The sequence below is a fragment of the Candidatus Eisenbacteria bacterium genome, from assembly GCA_030017955.1.
Classification (GTDB): Bacteria; Eisenbacteria; RBG-16-71-46; order JASEGR01; family JASEGR01; genus JASEGR01.
Map to the genome: position 1 here is coordinate 1 of JASEGR010000055.1, position 19,900 is coordinate 19,900.

A 19,900-nucleotide genomic window follows, 5' to 3' on the forward strand; every position below is an offset into this window, starting at 1 on the left:
CTGGTAACATTCTCTAATGAGGCAACACGCCGGGAATTCTAATTGTCGCTGAACAACCAGATTAGTGGTCTGTTCGCTTTGGCCGAAAGGTAGGGGAGAGAGAAGGGGGAAAAGGGACACAGGATAAGGACCACAGCATGGACAACAATTAAGTATATCGCGTGACACGCGCTGTTTGAAACCGAGTCCGGACTGTACGGCTTCCAGAACGTCAGAATTCGCTGCTGAGAGGCTGGGGACAAGCGAGAATGACTTTGACGACCCTTCTGTTTTCTCCTCCAACCAATGATGACCGTTGCAGGCAACCGTTCGGGACAACTGCCGGCTCCGTAACGGCATGGTTTGCTGCATCTCTCGAGCGTGAACAACGGAACCCTATGGGATTCGGAAGGGATCATACACTCTCGGGAGCCCGATTGGGTCGATGAATGATGCAAAATATACCTGATGCAACCGTGTTAGAAACAATGATATCCGAGGCAGAAGCTATCCGCTTCATCACTTCGGGGGGGTTCAAGGCTGTATATGAAGCCTTCATTGCTGGGACGAAGGAGGCCTTGAAGGTGATTTTCATCCCGAGAGAGGAAGATGAACCGGAGGCTCATTCAGAGATTCTCGGCCGGGTAAGACGCGAAATCGAATCTCTAAGGATGTGTGAATCGCCGTATCTGGTTAAGCTTGGGTCTTTGACTCCGCGATCCTCCGTAATGGGGGGACATGAATACGTCGTCTACAGCGAAGAATTCTTGGAAGGGTCGACTCTTCATTCTCTGATTCAATCAGCCGGAAGACCGACTTTTGAACAGTGCAGGTCGCTGTTTCGTTGTCTGTTGGAGGTGATTAGAGAACTTAGGGCACGCGGACTGATCCACCGTGACATCAAGCCTGGAAATGTGATTGCCACTGATGTACCGGGACGACCGTATGTAGTGCTTGATCTGGGAATTGCCTTCAAGCTTCACAGCACAGCCATCACCATTAACCCGGAAATGCGACAAGGGACCTTGCCATACATGGCACCTGAGATGTTCGAACCCCGCTTTCGTGAGATGCTTGACTATAGAAGTGACCTGTATTCGGCAGCGGTCACCGTCTACGAATATGCTGCAGCGACCCATCCCATCGCACGCAGAGCAGAGAATGACTTTACCACGTTACACCGCATTGCATACATGAAGCCCAAGGCTCTCTCTGAGCATCGGCCGGATCTTCCGTTTCAGTTTTGCGAACTAGTCGACCAAATGATTCGGAAGAAGCCCGCTCTCCGCCCTTCAAACATTGACGTTGCTATCAAGACGCTGGGGGAACTGTGATGAAACTCTATGCCCAACACGGTCACGCTCCGGCAGATAAAATGCGTCGGGCAGCCGAGGACCGTTTTATCGACGGCGTGATTATCAGTCCACGGTTTACGTTGCAGGCATCTGCACGCGAGATGATCGCTGGTTTGAGGGTCTTGAATCCACAGATTGACATAATCTTGGACCCGGAGTTTTATGCGATTAGCTTTGTAGGCACACCCAACGCTCAGTTGCGGTATTTGGACCAGTGGCCACATTTTGTTCAGAGACGCCGGAATGACCTTCTTGTCGGCACCGCGAGTGTTGATGAGACGTTGCAGCAAGCCTTTCGAGTGCAGATGGACCTTGACTGCTCGCTTCTTATCGCGCCAAACATTTATGTAAGCAACTCTTTCGACTCAATTGAAGCCGCAATATCTATCGCGTTTGTGAGTAGAGCTCAGATAGTTGCAGCACAGATGGGGGTCACATTGCCCGTCTATACGACTATCGCTGTTTCCAAGGACGCGATGATCAATCGGAATGAGTATGTGAGCTTCCTCAACGCATTGACGGCCGTCGAGCCAGCGCCCGAGGGAGTATATATTTTGGTGGGATCTGGACCGACCGACGCGCGCCTCGGCACCTCCCGGTCCGAAATAATGGTGCCGGAAGTGATCGGCGGTTGGATGATGCTCAATTATACTCTGGCGCTAAATGGATTCAGGACCATTAACGGCTGCTCCGATATTCTCACGCCACTTCTCGGAATCACTCGAGGTCATGCTGGCGCCACGGGATGGTGGTCAAACCTGCAGGTATTCTCGATGGGGCGTTACATCAAGGGACAGGCTGGGGGACAACTACCGATCGTCCGCTACTTCAGCAAGAGCCTGTTGAACAGAATTACAATCAATCGGCTAGAAGCATATGTTGAGATAGTCGGGTCCATCATGAATGGACTTACTTCCGACCGTTTCTATGAGGGAGGAGATCCAAACCGTACGGAAGAGGCTTTGCAGTCTTGGCAGGCGCTAGGTGCTCTCAATGCCGAATTGATAACTGGCAACCTCAACGATGACCTTGAAAGATTCGACAACCATGTTTCCCGAGCGGTGGAATGTTACGAGGAACTGCGGTTGAATGGATTCTCTGAGGGCTATGAGGCAAACATAGAGTACCTGCAAACCCTGAACGAGAGCGTCAGGATATTTCGAGAATTGGCAGAGATCTAGAGGCCCTAGCTATGACTAGCAGCGACCGATTCTGATGTTTGACTCCTTTTGCTGCCGAAGGACGTGGGGTGTAATGAGGAAATATCTGCTTGGTCAGGGGATCAAACCCCCAGAGACCCACGTGAATGCGGCGAAAGGTCTCAAGGTATCGAAGAGCTATGGAACACTTGTTGACCGGCAATACCAGGATTGCTGCATTTGCATAGTACCGATACCGATGCGCCTGAATCATTCCTTTTCGCCAGTTATCAAGCTTGATTTCAAATGCTCGGATGGTTGGATGAGCTGCTGTGACGAACTCCTCTATGGTGCCACGATGATGCATTCGATTGCGCGCTGGCCAAGCTACAACGACGAGGTCGGCAATTCCGCACCCGTTGACGACTACCTGCCTGGCGTATGCACACTTGATTTTTCGAGTTCTACGATGAATCCGCCGTCCCTGCTCAAGATAGGCCCGGGCAAACCAAATAGTGAACCGATCTTCACGAGTTGGGATTCGCCGTATTCTGTGGGGCAGATTTCGTTCCGGATGACGGAAGTGGGCTCTGGGCACTCGGATTGCACTTGCACGCGACATACACGATTTATACGCCATGCACAATTAGAAATCAATAGCTAGCTTGTTACGCTACGATCTAAAGATAGCTGGGAGAGTAGTCAAGAACGGAAAGGAACGCTATTCAGGTCCGTGACCAGGGATAGAAGCGAAAAGGCACTCGAGTGTCCCTACTTGAACGAAAAGATGTCCTCCATTCAGAACGAGCATCCAAAGACTGATGAACTCCCCGATCATTGGGCACTTGTAAAGAGTGCTTGACGAATATACTTGGGTTAGATTATTCTGCCTTGGGATGCACTGGTGGCAGGTATTATATGGAGATTTCGAAACGTTACTTTATCTCGTAGAATTTCGGCTCTTGCATGTTTTTGTCATATTGTTGTTCATCTGGCACTGCGTGAGACTTTATCGGAAGCAGCCACCTCGGGGGACGAGGGAGATCTACCAATTGATGCTTTCAGTCTTCTTCATTACCTCAATCTATGCGATTCTCTTCACGGCTTTCCTCGTACTGCTGAATGTCCTCCTTGGTCTATTGAGAATCGCAGCGAAAGGCACCAGATCCTGGGCCCCAGATGAGAAAGTAGCCCCAAACTAATACCGTTCTTCTTTGTTCAGAATCCGAAGGAGGCAGACCTGTGCCGAGGCTTTCACAGGATTCGCTTCGAGTGGAGCTAGAGAGGTTTAAGCGATTCCTACTGGCGTTTGTCTCAATCTATCTGCTAATGATATGTCTTTACCGCGGATTGGTTTTTCATTTTGATGATACGCTGCTCGCGTTCAAAGCTGTCGCGTTTGGTTTCCCGATCTGTATGACAATATTCTTGCTTCTTTTTGAGACCGGAAGTCCGCAACTCTATGTGTATCTCGTGAGATTGCTCCTGGCGGTTCAAAAGCGGAAAAATGTCTTCCTGTCCCTTGTGCTTCTTCCGAGCGCACTCGGTTTACTGCTATTGCGTACGGGCAGTTTGTCAAATTACGGCTGGACATACATTAGTATTTCAATTCTTCTTGGCGGCATGCTAGGCACAATTCTTGGAATCTTGTTGTCTTCAAAAACAATTGTCCGACTCAGATCTGAACCAGAATTATCCAAGTTTCTAGTGTTTTTGATGTTCACATTTTCCTTTGCTCTCATTCTTATTCTCTATTTGCCGAATTCAGTCACAACTACTGCTTCATTTTTCCTCGTATCCGGCTCACTCGGACTTGGAGTGCATCGCATCCGTGTAAGTATTGCCCTGGAATCACTTGTCAAAAGGGACAATAAGTTATTCGAGGATGCTTTCACTGTGCAACCGAGAGGCCGAATCTGCAGGTTATTCAGAGAGGGGCCTATCATAGTGGCGCAGATCGTTTACGCATATTATCGATTTCTCTCCAAAAAGAAAACAACCGAGAAAGAACTGGCCAAGATGAAATGTCGAATTTATTTCAGACGAAAGAAATACGAACGAGTGATATGTGAGGTTAATCAATATGAGCGCGGATATGTCACAGAGCCGTCGGCTAGCCTTACTAGCCTGAAGGCTCTGGCATTGCTGAACACAGGGGAGGTTCAGAACGCGGAAGCAATTCTGAATCAAGCGATTTGGGCGAAAAGAGCGTGTGCGAGTCCGCTTCACATGTTAACTCTGGTTTACATCTACTATGTCAAAGGCGAGCTAGCAAATGCTGTGAGTTTGAACGATCAAGTGTTGGCCATGGAAGGTGGGGAGACTTGTTCACTAGCCCTGAACAACAAGGCTTACTTCTTGTGTGAGCAGGCCCTGATGGAACGTCGAGATGATGCAGAATATATTCGAAAAACAGCCAAGAACGCTGAAATATTCCTGAAGCGAGCCTTCAAGTACGCGAGAGAACCACAGTACATCGGCAACTTAATGGATACAAGAGGATTCATACATATGTTGCTCGGAGAGTACCGTGAAGCATTACAATGCTTGGCATCTGCGAGTGCGACAAATGCGGCGGCAAGATTCCACCTAGCCCTACTTTTCATGATAGCCTCAAGAAACTATTATCGAGCAGAGTACTATCTCAGGTCGGCGCTCGCCCTTATTAACAAACGTGCAAACAAGAGACTCTATTATCTTGTTTCTTGTCATCTTCGGTTGTGTCTTAAAGCTAGGAAGCAGCGCGAGACGTTTAATTCGCGGATCATATTCACGCATCTTGCGCGCACTGATGAATTCTTGCTCGAGCCTGACTTACTTCAAAGAGATCAACCCGGAATTATGGAGCAGCTCGAAGAAATGCGAAGAAGCTATCTCATCGAATCCTATGCAGGGCTCGGCGGGGACATAGTAGAGCTCGCCAAAGATCCTCTTCTCATAAAGCATGCGGCAACTATCTGTAAAATCTAGAGTATGAGAGATCCGGCGAAAGTCCAGAGATTCCAGCGGATTTGCTGTGTTAGCCAATACGGTCGGAAAAGACCTTCCTGTAGATAAGCAATACTACAACAGAGACTGCCAGGTCAAGAACAAAGAGAAGATCTTGCCAGTATTGAGAAATCGGCAAGCCCCTGACTACCACTTGAACAAACACCAGTGGAAGAAATAGCACAGCAAAAACAGATGAGATTACTATCAAGGCCTTCAGAAACTTCCGGCTTAGGGTGGAACGGTAGCGCGGGTATCTGTGGGCTTTGAGAGCAATCAAACTGATGAATGAGAACAAGAGCGCGCCGGTCAAGAAGGACATCTTTAAGACGAGAGATTTATCTACCATCATGTTCCCTTCACAATTATACACCTATACACCGGAAGAAGCATGTGTACCCCGAATTCTTAGTCCTACTTTGATTTCGTCTATCAGAGACAAAGCTTGAGTGAATTGTTCTGCGGCCGACTTCTTTCGCCAGCGAGGCGAAAGGTGATTTCTAGCGCGATGTGGCTGGCTTGGCGATATTAGCAGTGCGACATGTCTGGCTTTTTTCTGAAACTGGTCCGGACGGACTTGCTCCCCCAATGGTTTACAGTGAACCCAACCATGATCATCGTAGGAGGAAGTTCTGACCGCCGGAAGAGACTGCCCAGCGCAAACAGACATCCGACAACTCGATCGAGGTCATGAAGAAACGATTAACTTAGGCTTGGGAAAGCCACGGCATTCCGAACCTAAGGTGTGAGCATGAACCCGAGTTTTAGCCTACTGTCTTTCTTGCCACAAGCAGTCTCCGGCGAACCGCCTATCTTCACTTGTATGTCGAGCTGAACACAGTCTCCCCGGATAGTAGGCAGTAGCTCGAGCGGCCGCGTAAGATATTGAATTGTCGCCGTCGCAATTCGATTGGATTTGAGCTCGGCGTAAGAGAATACCCATACACCCCCTGACCAAGGTCTGGAAGAAAAAGGCTTGCGCTGGCGCTGGCCGTCGACGCACTCGACGCTGTGCCCACTTCCGATATTCCGGTGGCAATTTCCCTAAACAGAGCCTGGTTATGTCTCGTGTCGTCCGAGTAGATGTCGCAGCCATGGCAGCACTCGGCTCTCGTCCCGCAAGTTCGACCCGACCGAATCAAGTAGAATTGCCTCCGCAGGTAGGCGAACGAAGGGCGTGATAACGCCCGGGTGTGGACTTGTTTGCAATTCCTCCTCACCTGTGGTAAAGTGGCGGTTACGTTACTCATCTCTTTTCCAGAGGATGGAACCTCGTCAAGTGGCCGGGAAGCTTTATCTCGTTGGAACCCCAATCGGCAACCTGGAAGACATCACGCTGAGGGCTCTTAGATTGCTCAGGGAAGCCGACGTGATAGCTTGCGAGGACACGAGGAAGACCAGGACGCTCCTCGTCCGGCATGGTATCTCGAACAAGACGGTGAGTTACCATGAATTCAACAAGCGGGAACGGGCGAGGGAGCTTGTTCAGAGAATGCTGGACGGAGAGAACGTTGCCGTGGTTTCCGATGCCGGGAATCCGGGCATCTCAGACCCGGCCTTTGAAATAACCAGGCAGGCGATCGAAAAGAATATCCAGATTGTGCCGGTTCCGGGCGCCTCCAGTCTCATCTGCGCGGTCGAGGCCGCCGGGCTTCCGAATCATCGATTCGCCTTTGAGGGATTCCTTCCGCGGAAGAAGGAAGCCAGACTGAGAATGCTCGAATCTCTCTCCTGTGAGGAACGAACGATGGCCTTCTTCGAATCACCGCACAGGCTTCTTCAGACGCTGGGGGATTTGAGGACATGCTTCGGCAATAGAAGAATCGCCATCTGTAGGGAGCTCACAAAGAAGTTTGAAGAAGTCGTCAGAGGAACTCTGGACGAATGCCTTACGCGGGCTTCGCAAGGAAAGCCAAGGGGAGAGTTCGTGCTGGTCGTTGAGGGCAAGCGGGAGGAAGGCTGATTCGCATGACTTCCAGGAAATCTGTAAAGGAATCGGCGAGGAAGTCACTTGAACCTCTTGCCAGGTTTCTTGTCGCCCTGAAGGTGCGTCCAAACTGGATGACCGTCGGCGGCTTCATTTTTGCGCTTATCTCCGCCGGTTATTTCATCAGCGGCAGTGTCAGGATCGCCGGCCTCTTCTTACTTCTCGCGGGACTCAGCGATATTATCGACGGCATGATGGCAAGGCTGACTTCGTCCGTGAAGAATTCTGGCGCCTTTCTTGACTCATCACTTGACAGATATTCCGAAGGGGCGGTTTTCTTCGGACTCGGAGTTCATTATGCCAAGAGCGGCTCTGAGTTGGGAGTCGCCTTAGTTCTTATTGCGCTTGTCGGTTCATTCCTAATCAGCTACGTTAGAGCAAGAGCAGAAGGGCTCGGTGAAACCTGCACCGTCGGCTTCATGGAGCGTCCTGAACGGTTGGCTGTTTTGATCATCTGTTCGCTACTCGGTCATACGGCGCTGGCTGCCGGTCTTTTGATACTGGCGCTTCTTACTCACATCACTGCTCTGCATAGAATCTACCATGTCTATACGAAGATGGAGCGTCCAAGCAGATAAGGGGGTTCAGCAATGCCAAAAGTCAGGGTCGCAATAATAGGCGTGGGTAACTGTGCATCTTCTTTCATTCAGGGAGTGCACTACTACAAGAATGCGCGAGAGGACGAGTTCATTCCCGGCCTCATGCACGTCAACCTTGGCGGTTATCACATTCGCGACATCGAGTTCAGCGCTGCAATCGACATTGACAAGAACAAGGTCGGCAAAGACATGAGGGATGCCATCTACCAGTGGCCGAACAATACTTTTAGATTTTGTGATGTGCCGCACATGGGAGTGAAGGTCGAAAGAGGGATGCTGCATGACGGGCTGGGCAAATACCTGTCGCAGATAATTCAGAAAGCGCCCGGCTCGACTGCGGACATAGTCAAACTCCTCAAAGATTCGCAGACGGACGTAGTCGTCAACTATCTGCCTGTCGGTTCTGAAGAGGCCACTAAGTGGTATGTGGAGCAGATTCTCGAGGCCGGCTGCGGGTTCGTAAATGCCATACCGGTGTTCATTGCCCGCGAAAGATACTGGCAAAAGAGATTTGAGAAACGCGGGCTCCCCATGATTGGCGATGACATCAAATCCCAGGTCGGTGCGACCATAGTTCACCGTGTGCTCACGCGGCTCTTCAGAGAAAGGGGCGTCAAGCTGGAGCGCACGAGCCAGTTGAACGTCGGCGGCAATACCGACTTTCTGAACATGCTGGAGCGTTCGAGGCTCGAATCGAAGAAGATTTCGAAGACAAACGCCGTCACCTCTCAGCTTGACTACGACCTCGGCCGCGCAAATGTGCACATAGGTCCCAGCGACTACGTGGAATGGCTGAGTGACAGGAAGTGGGCGTATATAAGAATGGAAGGAACGACTTTCGGGAATGTGCCCCTCAACGTTGAGCTCAAGCTTGAGGTCTGGGATTCGCCCAATTCCGCAGGTGTGATAATAGATGCGGTCAGATGCTGCAAGCTTGCCAAAGATGCCGGGCTTTCGGGAACTCTCAAGGGGCCGTCCGCGTATTTCATGAAGTCGCCCCCTGTTCAATATACTGATGAGGAAGCAAGACAGATGGTCGAAGACTTCATAACGAAGCATGGAAGGAAGGGGATGGGCAAGGCAGACAGGAAGAAAGCTCGCAAACGCAGGAAGGGGTAGGCAAACGCAACAAGACCCAACACGACGGAGCAAGACATAGCAAAACACAGAGAAAGTAGGACTTGTGCCGGGAATCTTCATCACTTTCGAAGGCATTGAGGGCTGCGGCAAGACGACCCAGGCACGACTGCTCCATAAATACCTCAAGAAAAGATTCAGGACGGTCGTTCTCACAAGGGAACCGGGCGGGGCGGGAATCACGGCGCAGATCAGGAGGATTCTCCTGGACCCACGGAACTCGAAACTGGCCCCGCTGGCTGAGCTCTTCCTCTATCTTGCCGACCGGGCCCAACATATGCGAGAATTAGTCAAGCCGACGCTTGCGGGCGGCGGGATCGTTATTTGCGACAGGCATGCGGATGCGTCGGTGGCATACCAGGGCGTCGGGAGGGGGATAGGGTTTGATAAGACGAGGAGGCTGAATTCACTGGCCACGGGCGGCGTCAGACCGAATCTGACTTTCCTGCTTGATGTGCCGCCGGACATAGGGTTGAAGAGGGTGCTGGGGCGGAGAAGAATTCCCGACCGGATGGAGAACGAGAAGATTGTCTTCTACAATAGAGTCAGAAAGGGTTATTTGAGACTGGCAAAAATGGAGAAGCAGAGGATAACAGTAATCAACGGGCTTCTCCCAAGAGAGAAAATCCACGAGATGATAATAGATGAAGTAGAAGAGGTGCTTTCCCAGAAGCGTTCCCCTCACCCTGCCCTCTCCCCAAGGGGAGAGGATGAAACATCCCCCTCACCCTACCCTCTCCCCAAGGGGAGAGGATGAGGCCATGACCATAAGCGATATGAACCGGAGGTGCGTAATGTTGTTCAAGCGAAACAGGGGCGCCGTGATTGGATTGATCATTGGGCTCATCATCGGCGGGTGGGCTTTCGGAAAGGTCCAGGTCTCCGGCGAGAACACCTATCAGGAGCTGAATCTCTTTGTTGAAGTGCTCTCCAAGGTCAAGGCTCACTACGCTGAGGAGGTTGACACAGCAAAACTCATTCGCGGGGCGATTGACGGCATGCTCAGGGAGCTCGACCCGCATTCTCAGTATCTTGACGTGAAGCAATACGGCGAGCTCAGGGACATGACTCAGGGAAGCTACGGCGGGCTCGGAATCTCGATATGGGTAAGAGACGGCTACCCTACGGTTATCTCACCGATGGAAGGGACTCCTGCCTACAGCATGGGAATACAGTCAGGCGACAGGATAGAGAGGATCGAGGGAAAGAACACCTACAAGATGTCGATGGATGACATCCTCAGCAAACTAAGAGGACCCAAAGGAACAAGGGTCACCTTCAGCGTGAGGAGAGAGGGAGATCCTGAGCTCATCGACTACACCATCACGAGGGATATCATCAAGCTAAAGAGCGTGCCCTATTCATTCTCTATGGGTAGCGGGATAGGATATGTGCGGCTCTCGAGCTTCTCCGAGGACACGGGAGAAGAGCTTACGGAGGCGCTTAACAAACTGGCAAAGGACGCCGGGAAAGGACTTCTTCTCGACCTCAGAGGAAATCCCGGAGGACTCCTCACGCAAGCAGTTGAAGTGAGCGAGAAATTTGTTCCAGCCGGCAAGCCGGTTGTGGAGACAAAGGGGAGAGCGACGGGTCAGACCAGAACCTACTATTCTTCATCCCCGGAAGTTTACACTGCCCCCCTGATCATCCTGATAAACGAGGCAAGTGCAAGCGCGTCTGAGATAGTCGCCGGTTGCGTCCAGGATTTGGATCTCGGTCTTGTAGTCGGCATGACGAGTTTCGGCAAGGGATCTGTACAGACGGTTGAATCGTTGAAGGACGGAAAGGCCCTCAAGCTGACCACTGCCTACTACTACACGCCGAGCGGCCGGCTCATCAACAACCGTGAGCACAATACTGCTCTCCTGGGTGGCGATCAGGGCCAGGAAGAAGCAAAGAGCGAGACCGAGAAAGAGAAGCCCATGTTCCATACCTCGGCCGGAAGAGTCGTCTATGGCGGCGGCGGCATTACGCCAGACATAGTCATAGAGCGCGAAGCGCCGAAAGTTTCGGACTCGATAAGGAGAAGGGGCTACTTCTTCGACTTCGCAGTGAGGTATGGAGGAAAACACAAGGATATCGGAAAAGACTTTGAGGCAGGCGATGCCGTGCTCCAGGAATTCAGGCAGTTCCTGAAAGAGAAAGAGTTCACGGTGGATGAAAAAGAGTTTGAAGGAGAGAAGGCGCGGATCGCGCTCGAGATAAGGGCCGAGATTATGAGGCGGTTCTTTGGTGACGAAGCAGCATTCAGAGAAATGATGAAGGCGGACAATCAGCTTCAGACAGCAGTGGGTCTATTTTCACGGGCCTCGAACCTTGCCCAGCTCCTTAAGCTGGCGGAAGAAAGAAAAGGACACTGAGTTTCGAAAGACATCTCTTTCTTGCCCCGCTTGCCGGTTACACTGATTCGGCTTTCAGGACGGTATGCCGCAGTTCTGGCGCCTCGCGGGTTTTCACCGGAATGGTCAGCGCGGAAGGCATTGCGCGCAAGAACCCTGGCTCTCTCGGTCTTCTCAAATTCACGCAAAGGGAGCGGCCGGTTGCGGTCCAGCTCTTTGGCTCGAATCCAGCCAGCTTTGGCGAAGCCGCCAGGATTGTGAGCGAGAAGGCCCCTGAATTCATTGATCTAAACTTCGGATGCCCGGCGAAGAAGATTCTTTCACAGCGGGCAGGAGCGGCCCTGCTCAGATTTCCCGACGCAATGGCGAAGATAGTGCGGGCGGTGACCCAGGCCACGTCAATTCCGGTTACGGCCAAGATCAGGATTGGATTAAGCCGTGACGGAAAGGAGGGCCTTCAGGCCGCGAAGATTCTGGAGGAAAGCGGAGTCGCGCTTATCTCAGTTCACGCAAGGCTTGCCACTGAAGGAATGACTTCCTTGCCGACGTGGGATGTCGTGGGAGACATAAAAGCTGCGGCCCGAATTCCAATAGTTGCAAACGGCGGAATATCAACTCCGCAGGATGCAAAGAGAGTTCTTGATTCAACGGGGTGTGACGGAATTATGATTGGACAGGGAGCTGTAGGAAGGCCCTGGATATTCGAGCACATCAGGAACTTTCTCGCCGATGGCAGCTTGTCGGCTGAACCGGAACCATGCGAGAGAATAGCGATATTCTCCAGGCATTTCGCCCTGGTCGAAGAACTTTGCGCAGACAGAAAGGGGTTTGTCTGCTTCAAGGGACATCTTCTTTCATATCTCAAGTCGCTGCCCGCTGCCAGGGCACTTCGAGAAACTGCATCGCGCATTGACGGCTTTGCGCATATGGGACGCTTCCTGGAAGAAATGGAGAGCAGGTTTTCAGCCGGAGAACATTCTTGGACGAACAGAAACTAAGAGAATTTCTTTCCCGGTTCAAGTCCGGAGAACTGGGGATGGAAGAAGCGGTTGAAAGGCTGCGCAAGTTCCCCTATGAGGACATCGGATTTGCGTCGGTCGATCACCACAGGGCGCTCAGATGCGGTTTTCCCGAAGTGATATTCTGCCAGGGCAAGAGCAAAGGCCAGATCATCGAGATAGCAAAACGAATTCTTGATGAAAGTAATGAGCTTCTCCTGACAAGAGTTGACGACGATGTCGCCCGGAGTGTGATTTCAGTTTTCCCTGACGCAGTCCATAATGAAGTCGCAAGAACGGTGACGGTAGAAAGAGGAACAAAAGCCGGGAGGACCGGCCTTGTTGCGGTCGTGACTGCGGGTACTTCGGACATCCCCGTTGCTGAAGAGGCAAAGGTTGCCGCAGACATGATGAAGGCGAAGGTCACTACGATTTTCGACGTCGGCGTTGCGGGCGTGCACAGAATCCTCTCACACAGCAAAGTCCTCGCGGACGCATCTTGCATAATAGTGGTGGCAGGCATGGAGGGCGCGCTTGCCAGTGTTGTGGGAGGAATGGTGGCGAAGCCGGTCATAGCAGTGCCGACGAGCATCGGTTACGGGGCAAGCTTCAACGGACTGGCCGCCCTTCTCGGGATGCTCAATAGCTGCGCTTCCAATGTGGTTGTCGTGAACATAGACAATGGCTTTGGCGCAGGCTACGTGGCGGGCATGATAAATAGAGGCAAAAGTTGAGAGCGCTGTATTTTGACTGTTTCTCAGGAGTAAGCGGTGACATGATTCTGGGTGCTCTTGTCGAGCTCGGAGCGCCGGTTGAGATTCTCATCGATGGATTGAAAATGATGGGAGTAGAGGGAGTGGGCATCGAAAAGGAAAAAATCGTAAGGGGAGGGCTTCCCGGCACAAAGATACGAATAGACGCGCCTGAAACGGGAGAGGGAAGAGACCTCAAGGAGATTCTCTCAATCATTGAACGAAGCGGCCTGCCCTCAGGAGTGAAGCAGGATTCGAGAGAGGTGTTCAATCTTCTCGGCGAAGTAGAGGGCCGCATCCACGGCATCGAGCCCTCCCGGGTTCATTTCCACGAACTCGGAGGCCTGGATTCGATTATAGATGTCGTAGGAGCGATGCTTTTCGTTCGTAGTCTGGCAGTCGAGACTGTTTTCTCATCGGCGCTCCCGCTGGGAAGCGGTTTTGTAAGCACGGCCCACGGAAGACTCCCGGTCCCCGCTCCGGCCACGGCAGCGCTTCTGGAAGGAATCCCTGTTGCCTTCTGTGAAAGTGAGTGCGAGCTCGTTACGCCGACAGGAATCTCGATACTCAGGAAGTTAGTGAAGAGGTGGGGCGATTCCCCGACCATCAGGATAGAGAAGGTCGGCTACGGAGCAGGTGAATCCGAGAGAAAAACCGCCCCGAATCTGCTGAGAGTTTTTCTCGGAGAGTTGGAGGATGTGCAGGAAAGAAAGACAATCTCGGTTCTCGAGACGAACATCGATGATATGAATCCTCAGCTATACGGGCATCTGGTAGAGGTCCTGATTGAAAAAGGCGCGAGAGATGTGTTTCTCACACAGGTCTTGATGAAAAAGGGAAGGCCGGGAATTCTCCTCACGGTTCTCTGCGACGAGGGAAAAGAGAAGTCACTTGTCGATTTCATGTTTAGGGAAACAACAACCCTGGGCATACGGATGAGGAGAGAGGAAAGAGCGGAGCTTGAAAGACAGATTATCTTTGTTGACACGGAATTCGGAAAGATCAGAGTAAAGATAGCAAGAAGACCGGGCGGAGAAGTGACTGCTCACCCCGAGTTCGAAGACTGCCTGAAAGCTGCCCAAGAACACGGATTGAGCTTCCTTGCAATTCACGAGACCGTGAGGGCGAGGGCGATGAGGCTGTCTGGCAGGTAGGTCCGGAGATGACCTTGAACCGACTTTCCGAAAATCTCTGACCCCTCACCTTGATCCTCTCCCCAATGGGGAGAGGTTGGTGAGGGGGTTGAAGAGCAAGATGCGCACTTATGGCAGGAGTAAGTCGGTCGGAGACGGCTCAGAAATCTACGTCAGGCGCTGAGACGCTCATTCTCCATTTGCGGCACAAGTCTCATGGGTACCATTAAGAGAATGACCTCAAGCGAAGCGATCCTCACGGCAGAGAACATAACCTACCTCGTTCCCGGAAGTTCGCACAAGACTCCAATCCTGAAAAACCTGACCTTCAGCATCAAGAAAGGGGAGTTCTGCGTCTTGATTGGGAAGAATGGCTCGGGAAAGACGAGCCTCTGCCAAATCCTTGCCGGGCTGCTAAAGCCCGCTTCGGGGGAAGTCTCGCTCCGGCAAGGAACTTTGCCAACCGACGCCGCTCGTGAGCCGCATAATCGCGAGGGTTTTCACGAACCCTGTCTTCCCCGGACAAATGGAGTGGCAGGCAAGGTGGCGGCGTATTTGGATGACCCGGACGCCCAGCTCATAGGCAGAACCGTTGAAGAGGATGTGTCTTTTGGCCCAAAGAATCTTGGCAGTTACAGAAAGGAAACCGTTGAGGAACTGCTCGCCCTTCTCAATTTGGCGGAGCTCCGCGATTCGAATCCCTCAGAGCTTTCGGCAGGAGAAAAAGTGAGGGTTATCATAGCTTCTCTTCTTGCCATGAGACCCTGTTTTCTCATTCTTGACGAGCCGACTTCCTTCCTTGACCCGGACGAACGGATCCGGCTTGGGAAGATTCTTGCCTCGCTTACGAAGGCAGGAGAGATTGGCGTTCTTCTCTCAACCCAGTACCCATCGGACATTTTCCTCGGTGAAAGAGTGCTCCTGCTCGACCAGGGCTCCATAGTCCTAGATGCGAACGCGCATGCTTTTCTTGAGAAGCTCGGGGACCATTCTTCCCTTGGGATCACCAGAGAGGAGCTTTTTCCTTTTCTCGCGGACCTTGAGGGAGCCCCGATATGAAAATCGTCGCCTTTGAGAACGTGAATTTTTCGTACAGAAAAGGGACGCCGCGCGAGAGAAAGGTTCTTGATAATGTCAGTTTTCAGGTCTCCGCCGGTGAGGTTGTGTCATTCTTTGGCCGAAACGGTTCAGGCAAGACCACTCTTCTCCTTCTCTGTGCCGGAGTCCTGAAACCAGACAGAGGCAAAATTGAAATCTCGCCGGGCGCTGTGGTTTCGCTCGCGCTTCAGCTTCCAGAGCAGTCTTTTTTTGCCGAGACGGCTTTTGAAGAAATCGGATTTGGGCCCAGAAGATGCGGTAAGAGTAAGAAAGAGGTGGAAGAGGCCGTAGGACTCGCAGCAGAGTCCGTCCGCTTTCCTCTGGACAGAGTTGAGTTGTCTCCCTTCTCCCTGAGCGGAGGAGAAAGGAGAAAAGTTGCCCTTGCAAGCTGTCTGTCCGTCCATCCCGATGTTCTCCTTCTGGATGAACCAGCCGCAGGTCTGGACTGGGAGGGGAGAAAGAATCTGGCGCATCTGATTGCAAGACTAGGAGATAGGGGAATGGCGGTCATCCTTGCGACACATGATCCGGGACTTTCGTCTGTGACCCGGACGGCCGTGATCTTGGAGGGAGGGAGAATATGGCCTTGGTCCCGAGATGCCCATTTCCACCGTAAACCCTGAGGGCCGGGGCATCGACGCGACGATATTCTCTTTTTTGGCCTCAGAAGGCTGCTCCGGGAAAAAAAATGTTGACATCGGCAACTTCTGATGGTATAATCTTTTTAGCTTGAAAAGGAAGGGCATTGTCCCCCCGGCGGAGGACAGTTAGAGCTCTTTATTGGCTTTTTCCGAATTGTCCTGCTATGCGTTTCTCTTCAGCAAAGGAGGTGGTTCAACGAACAACTGCCCAGAGTTATTCCTTAATGACACAACGGAAAGGAGGGATGCTCACAGAGAAGTGCAGCGTCTTGCAGAGGGGCTGGCCTCGGCAGAGGCGTGTAAGTTTCCAGCAGATTCAATTGCCTCGTTCGCAACACTGGAGTTCTTTTAGACATGACTTTGCGACGGCGGAGGTAGCACAATGAGAAAAATTTTGTTCATCACTGTTGCTTTGGGCTTGCTAGTCGGACTCAATGGTCTGACTCTTGCTCGTCCTGTTGACGTAGTCAACCAGGCGAAGATCGCGATGGAAGACAATCCATTCACGCGCGAGCCCTCAACAGCTTTCAGCGGCCCCGATTTCTTCACTTCGCAGGCCGCTGAGACTGTTTGGTACGGAGGGACTGTACTAGCGGGGGGTACCGGAGGACCACTGGGCGCGGTTGGTGGTAAGTGGACATGGAGCCCGGCTGGCTGGGGCGGAATACCGCACAGCGGTCTTTACCTCGATGGTTGGACAAGCCTGGACTTCTTGTCAAGCTCTGATGTGTATTTCAGAGTACATGATCTGAACGACACTCCGTGCTTTGGCACGAAGCCACCTGCTTGGGGCACATATGTAGCCTGGGCTGGCGTGACCACTACTGAGGGAGGCAATCTCTGCTATGCAGCTGGAGCCGGCTATGGGAATAGCTTTAACCAGCTCTTTCAGAACACGATTGCCGTGAGTGGCGACGCGACCACGACGCTTCAGTTCGACTATGCGTACGACAGCGAAGTCGGTTACGATTCCTGCCATGTCGATATCAGCGTTGATGCTGGAGCGACCTGGATACCGCTGCCCGTAAATGGCGGCCTCGGTGGTTATTCAGGCACCGGCAGTGGTACTGAGTCTGTCAATATCGGACCGTATCTTGCTGGTGCGGGGAATATTGAACTCAGGTTCCGTGCTGAGTCTGATGGCGGTTGGTCAGACGAAGACGGTCTGAATGCGACGGCCTGCGGCGAGTTCATCGTTGACAACATCGTGATCACGGAAGCCGTGGCTGGCGTCATCCACAGCTGCAACTTTGAGGCTGGCGCTTGTGGCTGGCAGTGGGTTGGAGCAGTTGGACCAGGCAACTGGGTCCGTCTTGATTACAACCCTGTCATTGACGACCCGTGCATCCCGACTGACCCGCTATGGTGTCAGATGGGAGACAGCGTTGTCGTGATGTACGACCCGAACGGCCCGCCGACTGCACCTCACTGGACCAACCAGGAGAACTGGATTATTTCTCCTAAGATACCCATTAAGGGAACAGCTGGCGATGGACTGCCAGGTCACATGTTCCAGTTTGAGAGATTTGTGAACCTGCCTCTCTACGACCATGTGTTCCTGCAGTGGTTCGTGAGGTATTTCCCGTATGATTGCGGGTTCGGTCCGCGGTGGAGTCCATGGCGGAACAACAACACTGTGTACTACTCAGCCACGAAGGCATGCATCCTCGGAGCCTTTGATGTTTCCGCGTTCATGCCGGTCTGCATTGAGAGTGCGCAGATAGCCATGACGACCATAAACCTCTGCAGTCAGGACCCGTGGAAGTTTGGCTGTACCTTTGTGAACAACACCACGCCATACTTTGACAATGCCAGGTTCGGCTGCACAGGACTTGCGACTGCTCCTATGGTCTCGGATATGGAGTGGGATAAGTATCTGGATATGTTCCCGACCGATGGTACCCTTAGTTGCGCATCTACTGCCAATATAGGGATAGCTAACGGCGGTGGCCAGCCCGCTTACATGTATCTTGGCGACACACTCGTGGTTGACGGCACGACCTGCCCTGGCTTCACAGGGATGGAGGTTTGGCTGCACTTCAGAGTGATACCGGGTTCGTGCACGAACACTGCGGCTACCTGGTTCGGAGTTTATCCTCCATACGTCTGGCATACAGCCAGGATGGATACTGCGCAGAGAGGTGCTGCGCTCTCTACCACTGCCTGGATGGGTGCATTCCACGAAGCAGACCCGAACTACGGTCTTGCCAGCGGCAGATGGGGAGGCGAGGCCAATGATATCCTCCCAGACGGACTCTTCACGCCTGGTACGCACGTTGACTACTACGTGTCTACCAACTACGTAGGGAGTGGCGTCTCGTTCGAGCTCAGGAATGAGGAGCCTGGTTTCGCTGGGCTTCCAGACGATGTCGAGGTTCTGCCATCGTACATGTTCAAGACTACGCCTCCTACAGCTCCTTGCGTGTTGTACTGCGACCATGCAGATTCGCGTGGAGCTCAGAGGTGGATGGAAGACGCCTTGAGATGCGTTCCGACGAACTGGGATCGCTATGACAAGCGGGCGCCGACCTCGGGTATGAGGGATGGTATTGGCCGTATAACCAATATGGAGAAGGGTGCTACCCTTGTTCAGCTCCAGGGTTACAAGTCAGTCCTTCTGGATTGCGACAACATATATACAGACGGTATGACGACCACGGATGCGACCCTTTTCCAGAACTTCCTTGCTGCTGCAACTGCAGATGCACCGAGGTTCCTGTCAATTCAGGGTAACGAGGTTGCAAGGTACCTGAATGCTGAGGCTACCCGGAAGGCGTTCATGAATACCTACATGCAGGCGACATATGTTGCCAGGTACTACTATGTAACCGGTGGCAACACGGCCTACTGCGTGAACCTGACGACTGTTGCTAATAACAAGATTCATGCAGGAGTTGTTGGCGACACGATTTATGCGGTCAGAGGCAATATGTGTCCGAATACGTTCAACATCATTGGCGTTCAGGGAGGCAGTGTGACCGGCGTGGGCGAGCTTGAGTTCAATGATGCGAACCCGACCGTGCATCTGGCCGCTGTTTCCAATGAAGTCAGGGATGTTGGTCTGAACCTTCTCTACCGCACGGTTCTCAGCAGCCATGGTGTCGCGCGCGTTGCTTCGAAGAACTGCCCCGGCGGTGCGTATCGCTGGGCTGCCGGTGATTCCACCGGAATCTGCACGACCCCGCTTAAGGGTTGGCAGCGCAAGGAACGCGACAACGTCAGATGGGGCGGCTTGTACGGCTACTGCTTGGCGTACAATACCGGCACCCCGATTCCTGGCGCTGTGAACGTCGGTACGGTTGATGAGCTTAAGGGTGCGTATCCTAACCCGATGAATCCTTCTACGACCATCAGCTTCGCAGTGAAGTCTGAGGGCAAGGTTTCTCTCCGGGTGTTTGATGCATCTGGAAGGCTTGTCAAGACGTTGGTTGACACCAAGCTCGGGGCCGGTAATCACACGGTTACCTGGGATGGTTCGAATGACAGAGGCGTGAAGGTTGGCTCAGGAGTCTTCTTCTATCAGATTGAGACCGCTGGTGGTTTCAAGACTGCGAAGAAGATCGTGATCCTTAAGTAACGCTTCGGCTTTGCCCGAAAGGGCTGGAACCCTCAGCGGTTCCAGCCCTTTTCTTTTGGTGATTGCCCAAACTGCGGGATGAGGCGGACCCGGAATCAGGCCTGTCCGGGTGTCGCAAATTCTATGTTAGGGAAAGTTGAAAACCGGACTATTTAAGGTTCAAAACCGGACTTTTGGG

17 protein-coding genes are annotated in these 19,900 nt (G+C 52.4%); 16 read left to right on the forward strand and 1 reads right to left on the reverse strand.

The features are described 5' to 3' along the window. The first annotated feature begins 455 nt into the window (after nt 1–455). The 5 genes from QME66_09460 to QME66_09480 all read left to right on the forward strand — a co-directional run bounded on the left by QME66_09460 (nt 456) and on the right by QME66_09480 (nt 5,443). Nucleotides 456–1,313: a serine/threonine-protein kinase gene (locus QME66_09460; protein MDI6809192.1), complete on the forward strand. Its 858-nt coding sequence runs from the start codon at nt 456–458 to the stop codon at nt 1,311–1,313. Then, the gene (locus QME66_09465) at nt 1,313–2,515 is read left to right on the forward strand and encodes a hypothetical protein (protein ID MDI6809193.1); all 1,203 of its coding nucleotides are present in this window, start codon (nt 1,313–1,315) and stop codon (nt 2,513–2,515) included. The genes QME66_09460 and QME66_09465 overlap by 1 nt, the downstream gene beginning before the upstream one ends. A 73-nt stretch (nt 2,516–2,588) precedes the next feature. Then, nucleotides 2,589–3,137 carry a hypothetical protein gene (locus tag QME66_09470; protein ID MDI6809194.1) on the forward strand — a complete coding sequence of 183 codons (549 nt, stop codon included), beginning with the start codon at nt 2,589–2,591 and terminating at the stop codon, nt 3,135–3,137. A gap of 388 nt (nt 3,138–3,525) precedes the next feature. Continuing rightward, the gene (locus tag QME66_09475) at nt 3,526–3,675 is read left to right on the forward strand and encodes a hypothetical protein (GenBank protein ID MDI6809195.1); all 150 of its coding nucleotides are present in this window, start codon (nt 3,526–3,528) and stop codon (nt 3,673–3,675) included. 40 nt (nt 3,676–3,715) lie between these two features. Continuing rightward, nucleotides 3,716–5,443 carry a hypothetical protein gene (locus tag QME66_09480; GenBank protein ID MDI6809196.1) on the forward strand — a complete coding sequence of 576 codons (1,728 nt, stop codon included), beginning with the start codon at nt 3,716–3,718 and terminating at the stop codon, nt 5,441–5,443. A 49-nt stretch (nt 5,444–5,492) separates the two neighbouring features. Here QME66_09480 and QME66_09485 read toward each other — a convergent pair whose 3' ends face one another. After that, the gene (locus tag QME66_09485) at nt 5,493–5,813 is read right to left on the reverse strand and encodes a hypothetical protein (GenBank protein ID MDI6809197.1); all 321 of its coding nucleotides are present in this window, start codon (nt 5,811–5,813) and stop codon (nt 5,493–5,495) included. 927 nt (nt 5,814–6,740) lie between these two features. Between QME66_09485 and rsmI the strand changes: the two genes are divergently transcribed. The 11 genes from rsmI (at nt 6,741) to QME66_09540 (ending at nt 19,722) form a co-directional block, all read left to right on the forward strand. Next, on the forward strand, nt 6,741–7,424 hold the full coding sequence (rsmI, locus tag QME66_09490; protein MDI6809198.1) for a 16S rRNA (cytidine(1402)-2'-O)-methyltransferase: 684 nt from the start codon (nt 6,741–6,743) through the stop codon (nt 7,422–7,424). 5 nt (nt 7,425–7,429) lie between these two features. Then, entirely contained in the window at nt 7,430–8,026 is a 597-nt protein-coding gene (locus tag QME66_09495; GenBank protein MDI6809199.1) for a CDP-alcohol phosphatidyltransferase family protein, read from the forward strand. A 12-nt stretch (nt 8,027–8,038) separates the two neighbouring features. Continuing rightward, nucleotides 8,039–9,166 (forward strand): inositol-3-phosphate synthase, encoded by a 1,128-nt coding sequence (locus QME66_09500; protein ID MDI6809200.1) that lies wholly within the window; start codon nt 8,039–8,041, stop codon nt 9,164–9,166. 64 nt (nt 9,167–9,230) lie between these two features. Next, nucleotides 9,231–9,941, forward strand: coding sequence for a dTMP kinase (gene tmk / locus QME66_09505; GenBank protein MDI6809201.1), 711 nt, complete (start codon nt 9,231–9,233; stop codon nt 9,939–9,941). A gap of 37 nt (nt 9,942–9,978) precedes the next feature. Further along, entirely contained in the window at nt 9,979–11,544 is a 1,566-nt protein-coding gene (locus tag QME66_09510) for a S41 family peptidase (GenBank protein MDI6809202.1), read from the forward strand. Next, nucleotides 11,541–12,521 carry a tRNA dihydrouridine synthase DusB gene (dusB, locus tag QME66_09515; protein MDI6809203.1) on the forward strand — a complete coding sequence of 327 codons (981 nt, stop codon included), beginning with the start codon at nt 11,541–11,543 and terminating at the stop codon, nt 12,519–12,521. Before QME66_09510 ends, dusB begins: the two co-directional genes overlap by 4 nt. After that, nucleotides 12,503–13,255 (forward strand): nickel pincer cofactor biosynthesis protein LarB, encoded by a 753-nt coding sequence (gene larB / locus QME66_09520; protein ID MDI6809204.1) that lies wholly within the window; start codon nt 12,503–12,505, stop codon nt 13,253–13,255. The genes dusB and larB overlap by 19 nt, the downstream gene beginning before the upstream one ends. Beyond that, nucleotides 13,252–14,427, forward strand: coding sequence for a nickel pincer cofactor biosynthesis protein LarC (gene larC, locus QME66_09525; GenBank protein ID MDI6809205.1), 1,176 nt, complete (start codon nt 13,252–13,254; stop codon nt 14,425–14,427). Before larB ends, larC begins: the two co-directional genes overlap by 4 nt. A gap of 195 nt (nt 14,428–14,622) precedes the next feature. Beyond that, on the forward strand, nt 14,623–15,465 hold the full coding sequence (locus tag QME66_09530; GenBank protein ID MDI6809206.1) for an ABC transporter ATP-binding protein: 843 nt from the start codon (nt 14,623–14,625) through the stop codon (nt 15,463–15,465). Further along, the gene (locus tag QME66_09535) at nt 15,462–16,127 is read left to right on the forward strand and encodes an ATP-binding cassette domain-containing protein (protein ID MDI6809207.1); all 666 of its coding nucleotides are present in this window, start codon (nt 15,462–15,464) and stop codon (nt 16,125–16,127) included. The genes QME66_09530 and QME66_09535 overlap by 4 nt, the downstream gene beginning before the upstream one ends. Nucleotides 16,128–16,527: 400 nt before the next feature. Continuing rightward, complete coding sequence (locus QME66_09540; GenBank protein ID MDI6809208.1) at nt 16,528–19,722, forward strand: FlgD immunoglobulin-like domain containing protein; 3,195 nt, start codon at nt 16,528–16,530, stop codon at nt 19,720–19,722. The last annotated feature ends 178 nt before the right edge of the window (nt 19,723–19,900 follow it).

Excerpts from the sequence above, each read along its gene's own strand:
- QME66_09540 (MDI6809208.1), top strand. The coding sequence starts at position 16,528 with ATGAGAAAAATTTTGTTCATCACTGTTGCTTTGGGCTTGCTAGTCGGA.
- QME66_09470 (MDI6809194.1), top strand. The coding sequence starts at position 2,589 with ATGAGGAAATATCTGCTTGGTCAGGGGATCAAACCCCCAGAGACCCAC.
- QME66_09535 (MDI6809207.1), top strand. The coding sequence starts at position 15,462 with ATGAAAATCGTCGCCTTTGAGAACGTGAATTTTTCGTACAGAAAAGGG.
- QME66_09495 (MDI6809199.1), top strand. The coding sequence starts at position 7,430 with ATGACTTCCAGGAAATCTGTAAAGGAATCGGCGAGGAAGTCACTTGAA.
- QME66_09510 (MDI6809202.1), top strand. The coding sequence starts at position 9,979 with ATGTTGTTCAAGCGAAACAGGGGCGCCGTGATTGGATTGATCATTGGG.
- QME66_09485 (MDI6809197.1), bottom strand. The coding sequence starts at position 5,813 with ATGATGGTAGATAAATCTCTCGTCTTAAAGATGTCCTTCTTGACCGGC.
- QME66_09465 (MDI6809193.1), top strand. The coding sequence starts at position 1,313 with ATGAAACTCTATGCCCAACACGGTCACGCTCCGGCAGATAAAATGCGT.
- QME66_09530 (MDI6809206.1), top strand. The coding sequence starts at position 14,623 with ATGGGTACCATTAAGAGAATGACCTCAAGCGAAGCGATCCTCACGGCA.
- QME66_09500 (MDI6809200.1), top strand. The coding sequence starts at position 8,039 with ATGCCAAAAGTCAGGGTCGCAATAATAGGCGTGGGTAACTGTGCATCT.